The following is a 14,835-nucleotide window of genomic DNA, read 5'->3' on the forward strand; positions in this document are numbered from 1 at the left end:
TCAATCGAACTTGATAAGCGTTTTACCGGCAGAGCGGCCCGCGCGGCTCTGTTCGATATTTTCCGGTACTTCGTCCAGTGAAATGATCTGATCAACCGGCACGACCACGCGGCCTGCAACCACATGATCGACAAGACGACCCAGAAGGGCTTGATCGGCGGCGAGTTCAAAATTGCCGCCTTTGAGCGAGCGCTTTTGCAACTCTGAATCATCGGCCACAAAGGCTGTTGTATAGGCGGTTCCGCCCTGTTTGACCTGTGCTGAAAGTGCGGAAAACTCCGCAGCATTGCTCATCAGGTCGATCAAGCCGTCAATGCCGCCTGGATAGAGCTTATGCAGTTGTTCGCTAGCAGGCGAAGCAGTGTGGTCAATTGTGGCAATGGCACCGAGCTTAATCGTCGCGGCGGCTTTTGCAGGGCGGGCGGTCGCAATGACTTTCAGGCCGCGAGCCACTGCCAATTGCACGGCAAATGATCCGACGCCGCCCGTAGCGCCGACAATGAGGATGGTTGCGCCCTTTGGCAGATCAAGATTTTCGACCATTTGGAGCGCCGTCATCCCGGCAGTGGGAAGGGCGGCCGCCTGAAAGACAGTGAGGGCATCTGGCAGTTTTATCAAAAGGTTTGATGCGGGCACGCGCGCATATTCCGCATAAGGGCCCTCGCCGAGCGGCATATGCAGAAACTGGCCGAATATTCTATCGCCTACGGCAAAACCAGTAACGTCCTCACCGCAGGATTCGACGATACCGGCTGCGTCATTACCCAAGATCAAGGGAAAAACATGCGGCGCCTTGCCTTTGAGAATTCCGTTTGCCACTTTCCAGTCGAATGGATTGATTGCGGCGGCAGAAATTTTGACCAGAAGTTGATCTTTACCGGGCTGCGGCTTTGGAACGTCAATCAGTTCCACCTTTGCGCCAAATGACTGCACTGCTGCTGCCCGCATGATGAACTCCAAGCTATTCCGCCGCCAAAATGCGGGGCTGAGGAACATAGTTGAGAATTGGCCCAAGCCAACGCTCGACCTCTTCAATCGGCATGGATTTGCGCTGCGAATAATCCTCGACCTGATCGCGCTCCACCTTGGCGACACCGAAATAATAGGATTCGGGATGCGCAAGGTAAATGCCGGAAACGGAAGAACCCGGCCACATGGCATAGCTCTCGGTGAGCCGGACATTGATCTTTGCTTCCGCATCAAGAATGCGGAACAGCGTTTCCTTCTCCGTGTGATCCGGCTGCGCCGGATAACCGGGTGCTGGACGGATGCCGCGATAGGGTTCGCCGATCAGCTCATCGGGCGCAAGTGCCTCATCCGGGGCATAGCCCCAATAGTCCTTGCGCACATTCTCATGCATCAACTCGGCAAAAGCTTCGGCAAAACGGTCGGCCAAGGCTTTGACCAGAATGGACGAATAATCATCATTGGCGCGCTCAAAGCGTTCGGCAATGGCGATTTCCTCAATACCTGCGGTGACGACAAAGGCACCGATATAATCCTGTTTGCCGCTATCGAGAGGGGCGACGAAATCGCTTAAAGCAACGTTTGGACGGCCATCGCGCTTGGATAGCTGCTGGCGCAGCGTATAGAAGGTTGCCAGATCTTCATTGCGGTTTTCATCGGTAAAGACGCGAATATCATCGCCGACTGCACCGGCTGGCCAAAGACCGATGACGGCCTTGGGGTTGAACCATTTTTCAGCAATGATTTTCTTGAGCATTGCCTGCGCATCATCGAATAATTGGCGGGCGGCGGCGCCCTGTTTTTCATCGTCCAGAATTGCCGGATAACGCCCTTTCAACTCCCATGTCTGGAAGAAGGGCGTCCAGTCAATATAACGGGCAATTTCGGCCAGATCATAATTCTCGAATATGCGGGTGCCAATGAAAGCCGGTTTTGGCGGCGTGTAAGCTGACCAATCAACCTTGTGGGCATTGGCACGGGCTTTCGCCAGAGGCAGGCGCTGCTTGTCGGCCTCATTGCGCGCATGGGCATCGGCAACCTTGGCATATTCGGCGCGAATGGTTTCAATATAGCCCGGCTTGATATCTGCGGACAGAAGGTTCGAAACAACGCCGACCGCGCGGCTCGCATCGGTGACATAGATCGTCTGCCCCTGATGATAGCGGGGATTGATCTTCACGGCCGTATGCACGCGACTGGTGGTTGCGCCGCCAATCAGCAATGGAATGTCAAAGCCTTCGCGCTCCATTTCGGCGGCAACATGCACCATCTCATCCAGCGATGGCGTGATCAGGCCGGACAGGCCGATAATATCAACATTCTGCTCGCGCGCGGTCTGAAGGATTTTCGTGGCCGGGACCATGACGCCCAGATCAATGATCTCGAAATTATTGCAGGCAAGCACGACGCCGACAATATTCTTGCCGATATCATGGACATCGCCCTTCACCGTCGCCATCAGCACTTTACCGGCGCTTTCGCGCTCGCCCGTGCCGCCATTGGCAAGCTTTTCCGCCTCCATATAGGGCAGGAGCAAGGCAACGGCCTGTTTCATCACACGGGCGGATTTCACCACCTGCGGCAGGAACATTTTGCCCGCGCCGAAAAGATCGCCGACAACATTCATTCCGGCCATTAACGGCCCTTCAATGACATGCAGCGGGCGTTCTGCTTCAAGACGGGCTTCCTCTGTGTCCGCGTCGATGAACTCGGTAATGCCGTTGACAAGCGCGTGTTCAATACGTTTGTCGACAGTCCACTCGCGCCATGCAAGATCGCGCTCGCGCGCCTCCTTGCCAGCCGCGCCCTTATAGCGCTCCGCCAGATCGAGCAGGCGTTCCGTTGCATCATCGCGCCGGTTGAGCACCACGTCTTCGCAGGCCTCACGCAGTTCCGGATCAATGGATTCGTAAACCGCGAGCTGACCCGCATTGACGATGCCCATATCCATGCCGACCTGAATGGCGTGATAGAGGAACACCGCATGCATGGCCTCGCGCACCGGCTCATTGCCGCGGAACGAGAAGGACAGATTGGAAATGCCGCCGGAAATATGCACATGCGGCAAGGTTTCGGTGATCTGTTTGGTCGCCTCGATGAAGGCGACGCCATAGCCATTATGTTCTTCGATGCCCGTTGCGACAGCAAAGACATTGGGATCAAACACAATATCTTCCGGCGGGAAGCCAGCCTCTTTGGTCAAAAGCTCATAGGCGCGGGTACAGATCTCGACCTTACGCTCCAGCGTATCGGCCTGCCCCTCAGTATCGAAGGCCATGACCACAACCGCAGCGCCATAGGCACGAACCTTCTTGGCATAGGCGATGAAGGCTTCCTCGCCTTCCTTCATGGAAATGGAGTTGACCAGAGGCTTGCCCTGCACGCATTTCAGACCAGCCTCGATAACATCCCATTTGGACGAATCGATCATCACAGGAACACGGGCAATGTCCGGTTCAGCGGCAATCAGATTAAGGAACTCGATCATCGCCTTTTCGCTGTCGATCAGGCCCTCATCCATATTGATGTCGATGATCTGAGCGCCGTTCGCCACCTGATCGCGCGCCACATCCAAGGCTGTTGCATAGTCGCCAGCGGTGATGAGCTTGCGGAACTTCGCCGAGCCGGTGATATTGGTACGCTCGCCCACATTGACGAAAGGAATCTCCTTGGTCAGCGTGAAGGGTTCAAGACCCGACAGGCGCATATGGGTTTCAATTTCAGGTATTTTGCGCGGCGGATATTTGCTCACTGCCTCGGCAATGGCCCTGATATGCTCCGGTGTCGAGCCGCAGCAGCCGCCAACAATATTCAGCAAGCCCTCGCTGGCGAAGCCTTCAAGCTGCGCCGCCATTGCTTCGGGGCTTTCATCATATTGACCGAACTCATTGGGAAGACCGGCATTGGGATAAGCGCACACGAATGTGTCGGCAACGTTTGAAATTTCCGCCAGATGCGCGCGCATGGCATTGGCGCCCAAAGCACAATTGAGGCCGATGGTGAATGGCTGCGCATGGCGCACCGAATTCCAGAAGGCGGTGGGGGTCTGGCCGGACAGCGTGCGCCCGGACAGATCCGTGATCGTGCCGGAAATCATCACCGGCAGGGTGATGCCCTTTTCCTCAAAGACTTCGTTGGTGGCAAAGATTGCCGCCTTGGCGTTGAGCGTGTCAAAGATGGTTTCGATCAGGATAATATCTGCGCCGCCATCAATCAGGCCGCGAACCTGATCGGCGTAGGCAATGCGCAGATCGTCGAAGGTGACAGCGCGATAGCCGGGATTGTTCACGTCGGGAGACATGGAGGCGGTGCGGTTTGTCGGACCGAGGGCACCGGCCACAAAGCGCCTGCGTCCATCCTTCTGTTCCGCCTTGATGGCCGCGCGGCGCGCAAGCCTCGCCCCGTCGCGGTTCAGCTCATAGACGACCTCTTCCATACTGTAGTCAGCCTGGGCAATGGTGGTCGACGAAAAAGTGTTGGTTTCCAGAATATCGGCCCCGGCCATCGCATAGGCATAGTGGATATCTTCAATCGCCTGTGGCTGGGTGAGAATCAGAAGGTCATTATTGCCCTGTAGATGACAGGAGCAATCACCAAACCGGTCGCCGCGAAAATCATCTTCATTGAGGCTGAGACTTTGAATCTGCGTGCCCATAGCGCCGTCGAGAATCAATATGCGTTCTTTGGCAGCCTTTGTCAGCGCTGCAAAAACTTCCCTGCCGTCCCGTGGCGCGCCCATGGGACCGAAGAGATTATCAACCGCATTATTCATAACTCGAACGCCTCAAAACCAACATTGGGATGAGGTTTAAGGTTCACATAAAGATATGTTTATGTCAACAAATCAATTCTGCAAGCGGCATAAAATGTCGTAGTTGAACAGGGCGTCTTTTCGTGTTTTCCCGTGCTCTGATGGCTCGCCCTCCTGAGCTAGTCGAAGGGCGAACCACGCATTACATCAATGCCCTCTTCCGGCCCTCTTGACCCTCTCGAAGGACGAAGCACGCATAGCTTCATTGCAATGTCGGTTAACTGTCAGATGGCGGCGGATTGCGGCAGAACAAATGGCATTTGTCCCGCTGGCAAGACACCTACTTTAAGGGCGCATTCATAGACGCGTAAAATACGCTCGTCAGTCAGGACATCCTGCGGGGCTCCTACCTTATCCACATGACCCTTATGCATGACAATGACGCGATCCGCATACATGGAGGTCAGATTGAGATCGTGAAGAATCGCGATCACACCGCCGCCGCGTTTGGCAAAGGATTGCGCGATTTCCATGATGATCAGCTGATGCTTGATATCGAGGCTTGAGACGGGCTCATCGAGAAAGAGAAAGCGCGGTTGATTATCCAGTACCGGCTGCCAAACCTGGCATAATACGCGGGCAAGTTGAACACGTTGCTGCTCACCGCCGGAAAGCTCCTGGTAGAAACGACCGCCGAATCCGGCAAGGTCAACCATTTCAAGAGCTTCGTCAGGCAGGTGTTCAACATTCTTTACGGTGCCAAGTGAGCGGCCGCTCGTCAGTCCAAGCTTGATAATTTCACGGACCGTAAATGGAAATGCCAGCGTGGTGGATTGCGGCAGGACGGCGCGCATTGCCGCCATCTGCCAGAGCTTTAAATGTTTCAGGGAATGCCCGTTGATGGTGGCTGTCCCGCTATAGAGCAAATCACCCGAGAGCGCGCGCATAAGCGTGGTTTTGCCCGAACCATTGGGCCCAACAATGACAGTGATCTCTCCGGCCAAAGCGTCAAAGCTTGCATTGTGCACGATTTGGGTCTTGCCCAGATGAACACCTAAGTCCGAGACGTGAATCATTGTTATAAATCCAGAATGCCGCGTTTGCGCAGCAATATCCAAAGGAAGACCGGAGCGCCGACAGCCGCCGTGACAATACCTATCGGCAGTTCTGCGGGCGCAACGACTGTCCGGCTGACAGCATCGGCCAAAAGCAAAAGGCTGGCTCCAAACAGCGCCGATGCGGGCAGAAGATAGCGGTGATCGGGTCCGATGACGAGCCGCAGCAAATGGGGGACAACCACGCCGACAAACCCGATAACACCGCTCACGGCCACGGAAGCGCCTGTCGCTGCCGCAACGGCGATGATCGCTATGATCTTGAAGCGCTGCACCGGAATGCCGAGATGGTTGGCTGTCGCCTCGCCCAAGGCAAGACCATTGAGGCCGCGCGCCAAAAAGGGCGATACGAGCAATGCAACCACGATGAACGGAGTTGTTGCGGCGATTTTCATCCAGCTTGCTCCGGCCAGTGATCCCAATAGCCAGAAGGTCAGATCGCGAAGCTGGCGATCGTCCGCAATATAGGTAAGCACGCCCATATAGGCTGTCGCCATGGCGCCAAGGGCAATGCCTGCGAGAAGCATGGTGGCGATGGAGGTTTGGCCGCGCCGCGTGGCAACCGTGTAAAGTATGAAGGTGAATGCCAAGGCGCTGACGAAAGCGGCGAGCGGCAGCGAATATAGGCCCAGAAGCGCCATGACGGGTGCCAAGACCGTATTGCCGAGCACGATCACGCTAAGCGCTCCAAGGCCAGCCCCGGACGAGACGCCGACAATGCCAGGATCGGCCAGCGGATTGCGGAAAAGCCCCTGCATGACGGCACCGGAGACGGCAAGCGAAGCGCCGATCAGCGAGCCTAGAATGACACGGGGCAGACGAATATCATAGATGATGATGCTGTCGCGCGCCGACAAAGCGTCTGTGCCGCTATTGCCTGTCTGAAACCATGATCCGACAACGGAAACCACCGATGCATCAGAGGCTCCGGCCGTGAGACTGAACAGGAAAGTCACGGCAAACGCCAAGCCGAGCAACGCGATTACGAACCTGGCCAGAAAAGACCGGTCGCCATCCGCTCGGCCTTTCCTGCTGCCCCGTTCTGAGCGCAGGGAAGCAGGTTTCATGAGAATGGCCTCGCTCATTGGCTTACTGCGTCGCCGTAAAGTCGCTTGGACAAGTCACGAACTGCGCTCGCTGTCCGTGGCCCAAAGCCTAGCAGATATTGCCCGCCCATACGTATGATTGCTTTGTTCTCACCTGCTGGTGTTGAGGCAATCGCCTTATTGGCAAGCAGTTCCTTGTCGACTGTCGCGTGATTGTCGCCGCGATCCATTACCAGGATCACATCGGGTTTTGCCAGCAGGATGCTTTCATCGCTCAAAGCCTTGTATCCGGTAAAACCTTCGACAGCATTGTCTGCGCCTGCGAGTTTAATGATGCCGTTTGCAGCTGAATGGTCGCCAGCGGCCAGAATCTTTCCGCCCTGAATGCTGAGAACGAACAAAACGCGCTTGCGGGTTTTGATGTCTTTCGTTTCAGCCTGAGCGGCAGCAAGATCGGCTTCAACATCGTCCGCAAGCTTTTTGGCCTTGTCTTCAACGCTGAGCGCTTTGCCGACGATCCGGATTTTCTCCGAAACGCTTGTGGCCGTGTAATTTTCAGGAACGAAAACGAAAGGAACACTGGCCTTTTTCAGAAGATCGACAGCTTGCTCCGGGCCGCTGCCTTCCACGGCAATAATCGCAGTCGGATTGATCGAAAGAACACCTTCAGCCGACAAAGCCCGCATATATCCGACATCAGGCAGCGCAAATGCTTCCTTTGGATAGACGCTGGTCGTATCGCGCCCGACGAGACGGCCCTGTTCCCCGAGTGCGAAGATGATCTCGGTGATCGAGCCGCCAATGGATACGACCCGGCTGGTATCGGGTAGCGACCCCGAGACTTCCTTGGCAAATGCATGGCTGGAAAGAGCCAGAACCCCGAAAATCCCGGCAAGAGCAGCTAATTTGACAGACTTGGTCATTTTATGCGGCCACACGCATCAGGCGAGGCAGACTCTCCACGAGATTGCGCCAGTCGGGACGTTCATGAGAACCTTCATGACGTTTTCCAAAGAACTGGATAATCATCTCGCCTTCCGCACCATAGGCCTCAAGAGAGGTTACGTGACCATCTTTGGTCGGTTTGCGTACGGCCCAAAGCTCGGCAATATGATCGGTACGCAGATGCAGATGGAAGGTTTCGTCCATGACATTGATCCATGGACCCATTGGTTTGACATTCTGGACCGGACCGGAATGAATCTGAATGCAGCCGCGATTGCCAACAAAGCACATGATCGGCAATGCTTCCTGTGCCGCATGGTGAACCATTGCCGTCAGCGCATCATTATCCAGCTGCCAGGCATAGTCCTGACCAATCACCTGTACCGCCTGATGACGGGTCATTTCCAGTGAATTCAGGATGCCGAAAAACTCGTGCACATCCTTCATCTGGGTCCAGCGATCCCGCAGGCCGGCAGTATCAAGCTCTTCAAGCTCCCGCTTTTTCTGCTCGAGCTTCGGCAATTCGGTGGTCTCGATCGTCTGGGACTGATCTTCCAGTTTCAGCTTTGCCACCAGAGCTGTGTAGGCTTCCAGATTGGAAGCGGGGCGCAGATGAATCTTGTGAATGGCTTCGCCTGCGGCATCGAAGAATTGCAGGCTACGGCGAACCACATCGCCATCGTCCTTCTCAACGGCAAAACCATGCGCCCAGGATTTGGGAAACAGGCGCAAGTCGATCTGTTCGCCGAGCATCATCGAGGCATGTTTGCCGACGATGGGCTTGTCATAGACGCCGATCTTTTCATGAACGGCGCTTTCATTGCGGGTAAGCGCCATGACTTCGCCGAGAGCTTCGATCTCGGTCAGGAATGTTTCAATCTGTGGTGTGATACGGGTTGCACTGATACCGCAATAGGCGGCGACGAAATCAGCTTCGGATATAGTCAACTGCTGCGCCAGATCGCGCTCACGCATTTTGGGATTGTCTATTCTTGCCTGGCGGATCGCTTCGGGTGTCATTTTATTACCATTCGTAACGTTGGTGATCGATTGCTGGGTCATTTATTCAGGATGAGTTTGCCTTGGCGCGTGATTTTCAAACGATAGAGCGAGCCGGCATGTTCAATGCCGACTTCGCTTGATCCGTCGAATAGAAGATCACTGCCAAACACGCGGATATCTGATTGTACGGGGCGGCTATAGTCTGCTCGCATGGGCGTCATGTTAGGAAGGCGAACCTGCAGATCGATGATTTGGCGTCGCGACATGGCAATGGCCTTTTCGTGCCTTTCTCAAAGGGTGATGGTTGGTCCAAGACCCCTCTATTTAAACTTGACTACAAGTTTCATCTTTATTACTCAAATTAAATAAGAGTCAATGAGTCATGTTTCAGAATTGACAAAACTGTGATCAGGAAATGGACGTCATGGTACACAATACACAGGGCCATTTTATCAGGTTTCTGACGCGGCATTCCCTCGGCCTGCTTGCCGCAACGGGATTGCTGGTTCTCGCCGCAGCAGACATTGCGCCAGCGCAGGAGGGTGCCCCACCGGCGCTGACCTTGGAGCTGAATGCACTGCAGCCTTCGGAAAAGGGCTGCCGGCTAACCTTTGTCGTTACCAATAGTCTTGGCGTGGCCTTGGACAAGGTGGGTTTTGAGGTCGCGCTGTTCAATCAGGCTCAGGTGGTCGACCGTATCACCGTGCTGGATTTCAAAGAACTGCCGCAGGGAAAAACCAAAGTGCGCCGCTTTGATCTTGGTGAGCTTGATTGCACGAAAATAACGCGTGTTCTGGTGAATGATTCAACGGAATGCGCGGGGGCGGGGATAGACCCGAAAGCCTGCATCCGGCAGCTGAATCCTACCACAAAATCCGGTATTCAATTTGGAAGTTGATATTGCACTGATGCTGTGCGTGGTTCGCCCTTCGACAAGCTCAGGAGGGCGGAAGAGGCCATTGATCTAGTGCTTGGTTCGACGGGGCTCACCATGAGGAAAGTAGTGGGTTGCACATCTACCTGAAACATCTTGCTCGAAACGTCTCAAACCAGCTCCCTGCCAAATCTTCACTTTCCGCATGGTGAGCCCCGTCGAACCACGCACAGCATCAGTGCAATGTCCCAGTTGATCGTAAAGATAGGCTGGCGGCTAGTAGCTATTGCAAAACGCTGTTGCAAAAAAGGCCCCTCGCAGGGCCTTTTCCAGCTTCATTCATGTGTCTGATCAGAACGGTGAATCAGGGAAATAGAATTCAGCGGCATTATCCTTGGTGACGAGTGTTGCATCAAGAATATAGCTGCCCCGAACCGGAACCTGATCGTAGAAATTGGCAACGGTCAGTTCCATTGCAGTTGCGATCATTGAAGGTGGATAAAGCACGTTGATCGGCGTCATTGTATCGCCATCAGCAACACGCTTGATCATGTCCTTCATGCCCGCACCACCGATAACCATTTTGATATCGGTACGCTTTGCCTGGCTGATGGCTTCAAGAACGCCAACGGCCATATCGTCATCCTGGCACCAGACCGCATCGATCTTCGGGAATTTGGTCAGATAGTCCTGCATGACCTTGAACGCGTCATCGCGCGACCAATTACCAAACTGCTTGTCGAGTACCTTGATGCCGCTACCTGCAATGGCTTCGTCGAAGCCCTTCTGGCGCTCTTCATCGATAACGATAGGAAGGCCGCGGATAACCACGACGTCACCGGTCTTCAGTGTGTCTTTCAGATAGGTTCCCGCTACGCGGCCAAGCTCCGGATTGTTGCCAGCAACGTAGAGGTCCTGAACTGTCGGATCGGAAAGCGCGCGGTCAACAACCGTGACGAAGATGCCCTTTTCCTTGACCTGGCGAAGCGGGTCGGTCAATTCATCCGAATTGTGTGGCAAGGTCACCAGAGCGTCCATGCCCTGTGTGGTCAGATCTTCCAGCGCATTGGCCTGCGAAGCGCCGTCAGGCGAAGTCTTCACAGTGATCTTCAGACCCGGATGGGCTTTTTCAAGCAATTTGGCGGCACGTTCAGCGTGATAGACAACGCCGCCGGTCCAACCATGGTCAGCCGCCGGAATCGACACGGCAATATTGACCTGTTTGTCTTGCGCGTAGGCGAAGGTCATTGTCGAGGCGAGTGCCGCCCCCACCAGACCCATCATGAGTTTACGCATTTGTTCTCTCCCAATTTTTCGTTCGGGCCTTGATTTCGGCTCGGTGGGTGGCCCCTTTTCCCCCGTCCCGTCTGAAGAGGCAGCCTCCCGCCCCTATTCGTTGTCATCATTTCTTCTTTTGCAGCGTCCGTTGGACGAGCATTGCAATGATGATAATCGTGCCCTGAACGGCTCCGATCAGATATTCGCTGACAATGTTGGACAGCACCATGATGTTGCCGACGATCTCCAGCATGAAAGCACCGCAGATCGTGCCCCAGATACGCCCGACGCCGCCGCGCAGCGCAGTGCCGCCAATGACCACAGCCGTGATTGCCTGCAACTCCCACAACATGCCGGTTGTTGTCGTTGCGGCCCCAAGGCGCGGAATATAAACGACGACGGCGATGGCGACGCAAATACCTTGCAGCACATAGGTCATGGCGCGCACACGGTTGACGTGGATGCCGGAATATTTCGCTACATCCTCGTTAGAACCGACGGCGATCACATGCCTTCCGAAAGATGTTTTGTACAAAATGAAAGCTGCCAGAATACCGACAATTGCGATGATCCAGACGGGAATGGGCAGCCCGATGAATGTGCCGGTGTAAACAGGCCTGAACAGAGCACGCATCGAGGTTGATTTCATGGCGATGGACCCGCCATCTGCCAGCCAGACCGTGACAGACCGGAAGATTGCCATGGTTCCGAGCGTCACGATAAAGGGTTCGATCTTGCCGATCGTGATGATTGCGCCGTTGAGCAGACCCGCCAAGGCGCCGACACCAATAGCGACGACAACGCCAACGCAAAGCATCGCCATGTCGCCATCAATCGCCGCTGAATTCAAGAACAGCAGCATGATGCCCGCAACCAGCGCAGCCATGGATCCGACAGACAGATCAAGACCGCCAGCCGAGATGACGAAGGTTGCGCCAACGGCAATGATTGCAATGAAAGACGATCTGGTCAGAACGTTGAGAAGATTGTCTATCGACAGGAAGTTCGGATTGATGAGCGCACCAAGGACGAACAGCGCCGCGAGCGCAAGGAAGGGAGCAACGGCTGTCTTGTCCAGATCAGCCAGTTTGCGAAAGGCACCGCGTGTATCGGTATTTGTTGATGTGTCGCTCATGCGTTCCCCGCACTGTAAAGCTCTGCTTCGTTGATCTTGACGCCTGTGGCGTGGACGACGATTTCTTCTTCGGTCATTGCATCGCCTGTCACCTCGCCGACGATGCGCGATGAGCGCATGACGAGGATGCGGTGGCAAATGCCTATCAGTTCCTGCATCTCGGACGAGATAACGATGACGGATTTCCCTGCCTTGGCGAGGTTTGCAATGAACTGATAAATCTGTTCCTTGGTGCCGATATCGATGCCGCGCGTCGGCTCGTCGATAATGACGATGCTTGGTTCCAGCAGCATCATCTTTGCCAATAGGAGCTTCTGCTGATTGCCGCCCGAAAGCTGCCCGGCCAGAAGATCACGGCGACGGGCGCGAATGTCGAAATCGCTGATCGCTTTATCGAGACTTTTATCCTCCCGCTTGCGTTCGATCAGCGGCCCTTTGGTAAATTTTTCGAGCGTGGCCAGCGTAAGGTTTGTACGCAGGTCCTGCGCCAGAAGAAGTCCTTTGCCCTTGCGATCTTCGCTCAAGTAAACAATGCCTGCCGCCATGCTGTCACGCACGGTGTGGAATGTGATGGGCTTGCCATTAAATTCAATCGTGCCACTGCCATGGCGCAATCCGACGATGCCCTCAAGCAGCTCTGTACGGCCAGCGCCGATCAGACCGGCAAAGCCGAGGATCTCACCTTTCCGCAAGGTAAAGGATGCGTCACGGGCATAGCCCGGCACGTCGAAATTCTTGACTTCAAGCACCGTCTGGTGCGCGGCCGTATCCTCGCGCTCAGGATAAAGTTTTGACATATCCCGACCGACCATTAATCGCGCCATGTCGACTGGCTGCAATTCAGAGGCGTTGCGGGTTGTAATGAGCTTACCATCGCGCAAGACTGTGATGCGATCTGCAATCGCAGCCACTTCAGGCAGGCGATGCGAGATATAGAGAATGGCCACGCCCTTGTCGCGCAGGTCGCGGATGACTTTGAGCAGCGCTTCGGTTTCGATGGGGGTGAGCGAGGCTGTCGGCTCATCGAAAATGACAACCCGGTGCGGCACCTGCAACGCGCGGGCGATCTGGACCAATTGACGCCGCGCAATGGAAAGGCGGGCAATCTGCGTGGTCGGATCGATATCGGCTCCGAGGCTTCGAACAGCCTCCGCCGACTGCCTGTTCATCTCACGGTCGTTGACCATAAGGCCGCGCTTTAGCTCACGCCCCATGAAAATGTTCTGGGCAACGGTCAGGTCCGGTGCAAGCAGAATTTCCTGATGCACCAGAACCAGACCGCGATGTTCCGCATCGACGGGACCGGCAAAACTCACGGGCTCATTATCAATGGCAACGGAACCGCGTGTCGGCTTGAGGTGCCCGCTGAGGAGTTTCATCAGCGTGGACTTGCCCGCGCCGTTTTCGCCGATGATCGCATGGACCTCACCCGGCATGATCGACAGGCTGATATCGGTCAAAACTTCCACGGGACCAAACGCCTTGGCAATGCCGCGTGCTTCCAGCACCGGTACGTTCGAGGCGTTCAAGGGTTTATTTGTCTCCATCACACCTTCGTCCAAACGCCGCCAGCCTTCGAAGACTTGACCGCAGCTTCAATGAATTCCATGCCGGCCAAGCCATCTTGAACGGTTGGATAAATGACATCCTTCGGCAGTTTTTTGCCGCTGCGAGCCGCAAGAATTGCCTGCGCTGCCTCGGTATAAATATTGGCAAAGCCCTCAAGGTAGCCTTCTGGATGCCCGCCGGGAACGCGCGTTACGCGCGCCGCTTCCGGCGATGCACCGGCGCCGCCGCGGGTCAGCAATTGCTTGGGCTTGCCGAAGGGCGTGTACCAGAGATAATTCGGATCGGCCTGCGTCCATTCCAGCCCACCCTTGGTACCATATATGCGCAGCTTCAGGCCATTCTCATTGCCCGGAGCGACCTGGCTTGCCCAGATCATACCTTTTGCGCCGCCCTCAAAGCGCATCAGAATCTGAACGTCATCATCAAGAACGCGGCCTTCGCCAAAACTGGTCAGCTCGGCGCAAAGTTGCTTGAGCTTCAAACCCGACACGAAGCAAGCAAGATTATAGGCATGGGTGCCAATATCGCCGATGGCGCCGCCGGCACCCGAACGCTTGGGATCAACGCGCCATTCGGCCTGTTTCGAACCGGAGCTTTCTGTTTTCTCGGTCATCCAATCCTGGGGATATTCAGCCTGCACCACGCGTATGGTTCCGAGCAAACCCTTTTCCACCATGGCACGCGCCTGCCGCATCATGGGGTAGCCAGTGTAATTATGGGTAACCACGAAAAGCTTGCCGGTCTTGTCTACCAGAGAGACAAGCTCCTTTGCTTCCTTGACAGTCGTGGTCAGCGGCTTGTCGCAAATGACGTGAATGCCAGCTTTGAGAAAAGCCTTTGCTGCCGGTGCGTGCATGTGGTTTGGCGTGACGATGGAAACGGCCTCGATGCCATCAGGACGCTTGGCCTCCGCTTTTGCCATTTCTTCGAAAGATGTATAGGCGCGATCATCGGCGATGCCGAGTTCGCGGGCTGACGCCTTGGCGCGCGCCGCATCGGATGAGAGTGCGCCTGCAACCAGCTCAAACTGGTCATCCATACGCAGCGCGATGCGGTGAACCGCGCCGATGAAAGCGCCCTGCCCGCCACCGACCATGCCGATACGGATGCGCTTGCTCGCAGGCTTTTCTTTTGATGCTCCAATGGCCATTGCT

12 protein-coding genes are annotated in these 14,835 nt (G+C 55.4%); 1 reads left to right on the forward strand and 11 read right to left on the reverse strand.

The genetic code is table 11. From position 1 onward, the window contains the following. The 7 genes from AC6CHM_RS18775 to hemP form a co-directional block, all read right to left on the reverse strand. On the reverse strand, positions 1 to 948 hold the full coding sequence (locus AC6CHM_RS18775; protein WP_498174034.1) for an NADP-dependent oxidoreductase: 948 nt from the start codon (positions 946 to 948) through the stop codon (positions 1 to 3). A gap of 13 nt (positions 949 to 961) precedes the next feature. Next, positions 962 to 4,738, reverse strand: coding sequence for a methionine synthase (gene metH / locus AC6CHM_RS18780; RefSeq protein ID WP_498174036.1), 3,777 nt, complete (start codon positions 4,736 to 4,738; stop codon positions 962 to 964). 263 nt (positions 4,739 to 5,001) lie between these two features. Beyond that, positions 5,002 to 5,793, reverse strand: coding sequence for a heme ABC transporter ATP-binding protein (locus tag AC6CHM_RS18785; RefSeq protein WP_115053708.1), 792 nt, complete (start codon positions 5,791 to 5,793; stop codon positions 5,002 to 5,004). Between the two features lie 2 nt (positions 5,794 to 5,795). Next, complete coding sequence (locus tag AC6CHM_RS18790; protein ID WP_115053851.1) at positions 5,796 to 6,899, reverse strand: FecCD family ABC transporter permease; 1,104 nt, start codon at positions 6,897 to 6,899, stop codon at positions 5,796 to 5,798. Positions 6,900 to 6,913: 14 nt separating this feature from the next. Then, positions 6,914 to 7,801 carry an ABC transporter substrate-binding protein gene (locus AC6CHM_RS18795; protein ID WP_115053709.1) on the reverse strand — a complete coding sequence of 296 codons (888 nt, stop codon included), beginning with the start codon at positions 7,799 to 7,801 and terminating at the stop codon, positions 6,914 to 6,916. A 1-nt stretch (position 7,802) separates the two neighbouring features. Then, positions 7,803 to 8,843, reverse strand: coding sequence for a ChuX/HutX family heme-like substrate-binding protein (locus AC6CHM_RS18800; protein WP_162802541.1), 1,041 nt, complete (start codon positions 8,841 to 8,843; stop codon positions 7,803 to 7,805). A 38-nt stretch (positions 8,844 to 8,881) separates the two neighbouring features. Next, positions 8,882 to 9,037, reverse strand: coding sequence for a hemin uptake protein HemP (hemP, locus tag AC6CHM_RS18805; RefSeq protein ID WP_307276008.1), 156 nt, complete (start codon positions 9,035 to 9,037; stop codon positions 8,882 to 8,884). A gap of 212 nt (positions 9,038 to 9,249) precedes the next feature. Here hemP and AC6CHM_RS18810 point away from each other — a divergent pair, with 212 nt between their 5' ends. After that, positions 9,250 to 9,723, forward strand: a complete 474-nt coding sequence (locus AC6CHM_RS18810) for a hypothetical protein (RefSeq protein ID WP_307275930.1) — start codon at positions 9,250 to 9,252, stop codon at positions 9,721 to 9,723. Positions 9,724 to 10,050: 327 nt separating this feature from the next. Here AC6CHM_RS18810 and AC6CHM_RS18815 read toward each other — a convergent pair whose 3' ends face one another. The 4 genes from AC6CHM_RS18815 to AC6CHM_RS18830 all read right to left on the reverse strand — a co-directional run bounded on the left by AC6CHM_RS18815 (position 10,051) and on the right by AC6CHM_RS18830 (position 14,831). Further along, positions 10,051 to 10,995: a substrate-binding domain-containing protein gene (locus AC6CHM_RS18815; RefSeq protein ID WP_115053711.1), complete on the reverse strand. Its 945-nt coding sequence runs from the start codon at positions 10,993 to 10,995 to the stop codon at positions 10,051 to 10,053. Between the two features lie 106 nt (positions 10,996 to 11,101). Beyond that, positions 11,102 to 12,112, reverse strand: coding sequence for an ABC transporter permease (locus AC6CHM_RS18820; RefSeq protein WP_115053712.1), 1,011 nt, complete (start codon positions 12,110 to 12,112; stop codon positions 11,102 to 11,104). Further along, positions 12,109 to 13,659 (reverse strand): ATP-binding cassette domain-containing protein, encoded by a 1,551-nt coding sequence (locus tag AC6CHM_RS18825; RefSeq protein ID WP_115053713.1) that lies wholly within the window; start codon positions 13,657 to 13,659, stop codon positions 12,109 to 12,111. Before AC6CHM_RS18825 ends, AC6CHM_RS18820 begins: the two co-directional genes overlap by 4 nt. Further along, positions 13,659 to 14,831: a Gfo/Idh/MocA family protein gene (locus tag AC6CHM_RS18830; protein ID WP_115053714.1), complete on the reverse strand. Its 1,173-nt coding sequence runs from the start codon at positions 14,829 to 14,831 to the stop codon at positions 13,659 to 13,661. The genes AC6CHM_RS18825 and AC6CHM_RS18830 overlap by 1 nt, the downstream gene beginning before the upstream one ends. Positions 14,832 to 14,835 lie beyond the last annotated feature (4 nt).

The organism is Phyllobacterium sp. GQ127, from assembly GCF_059758635.1.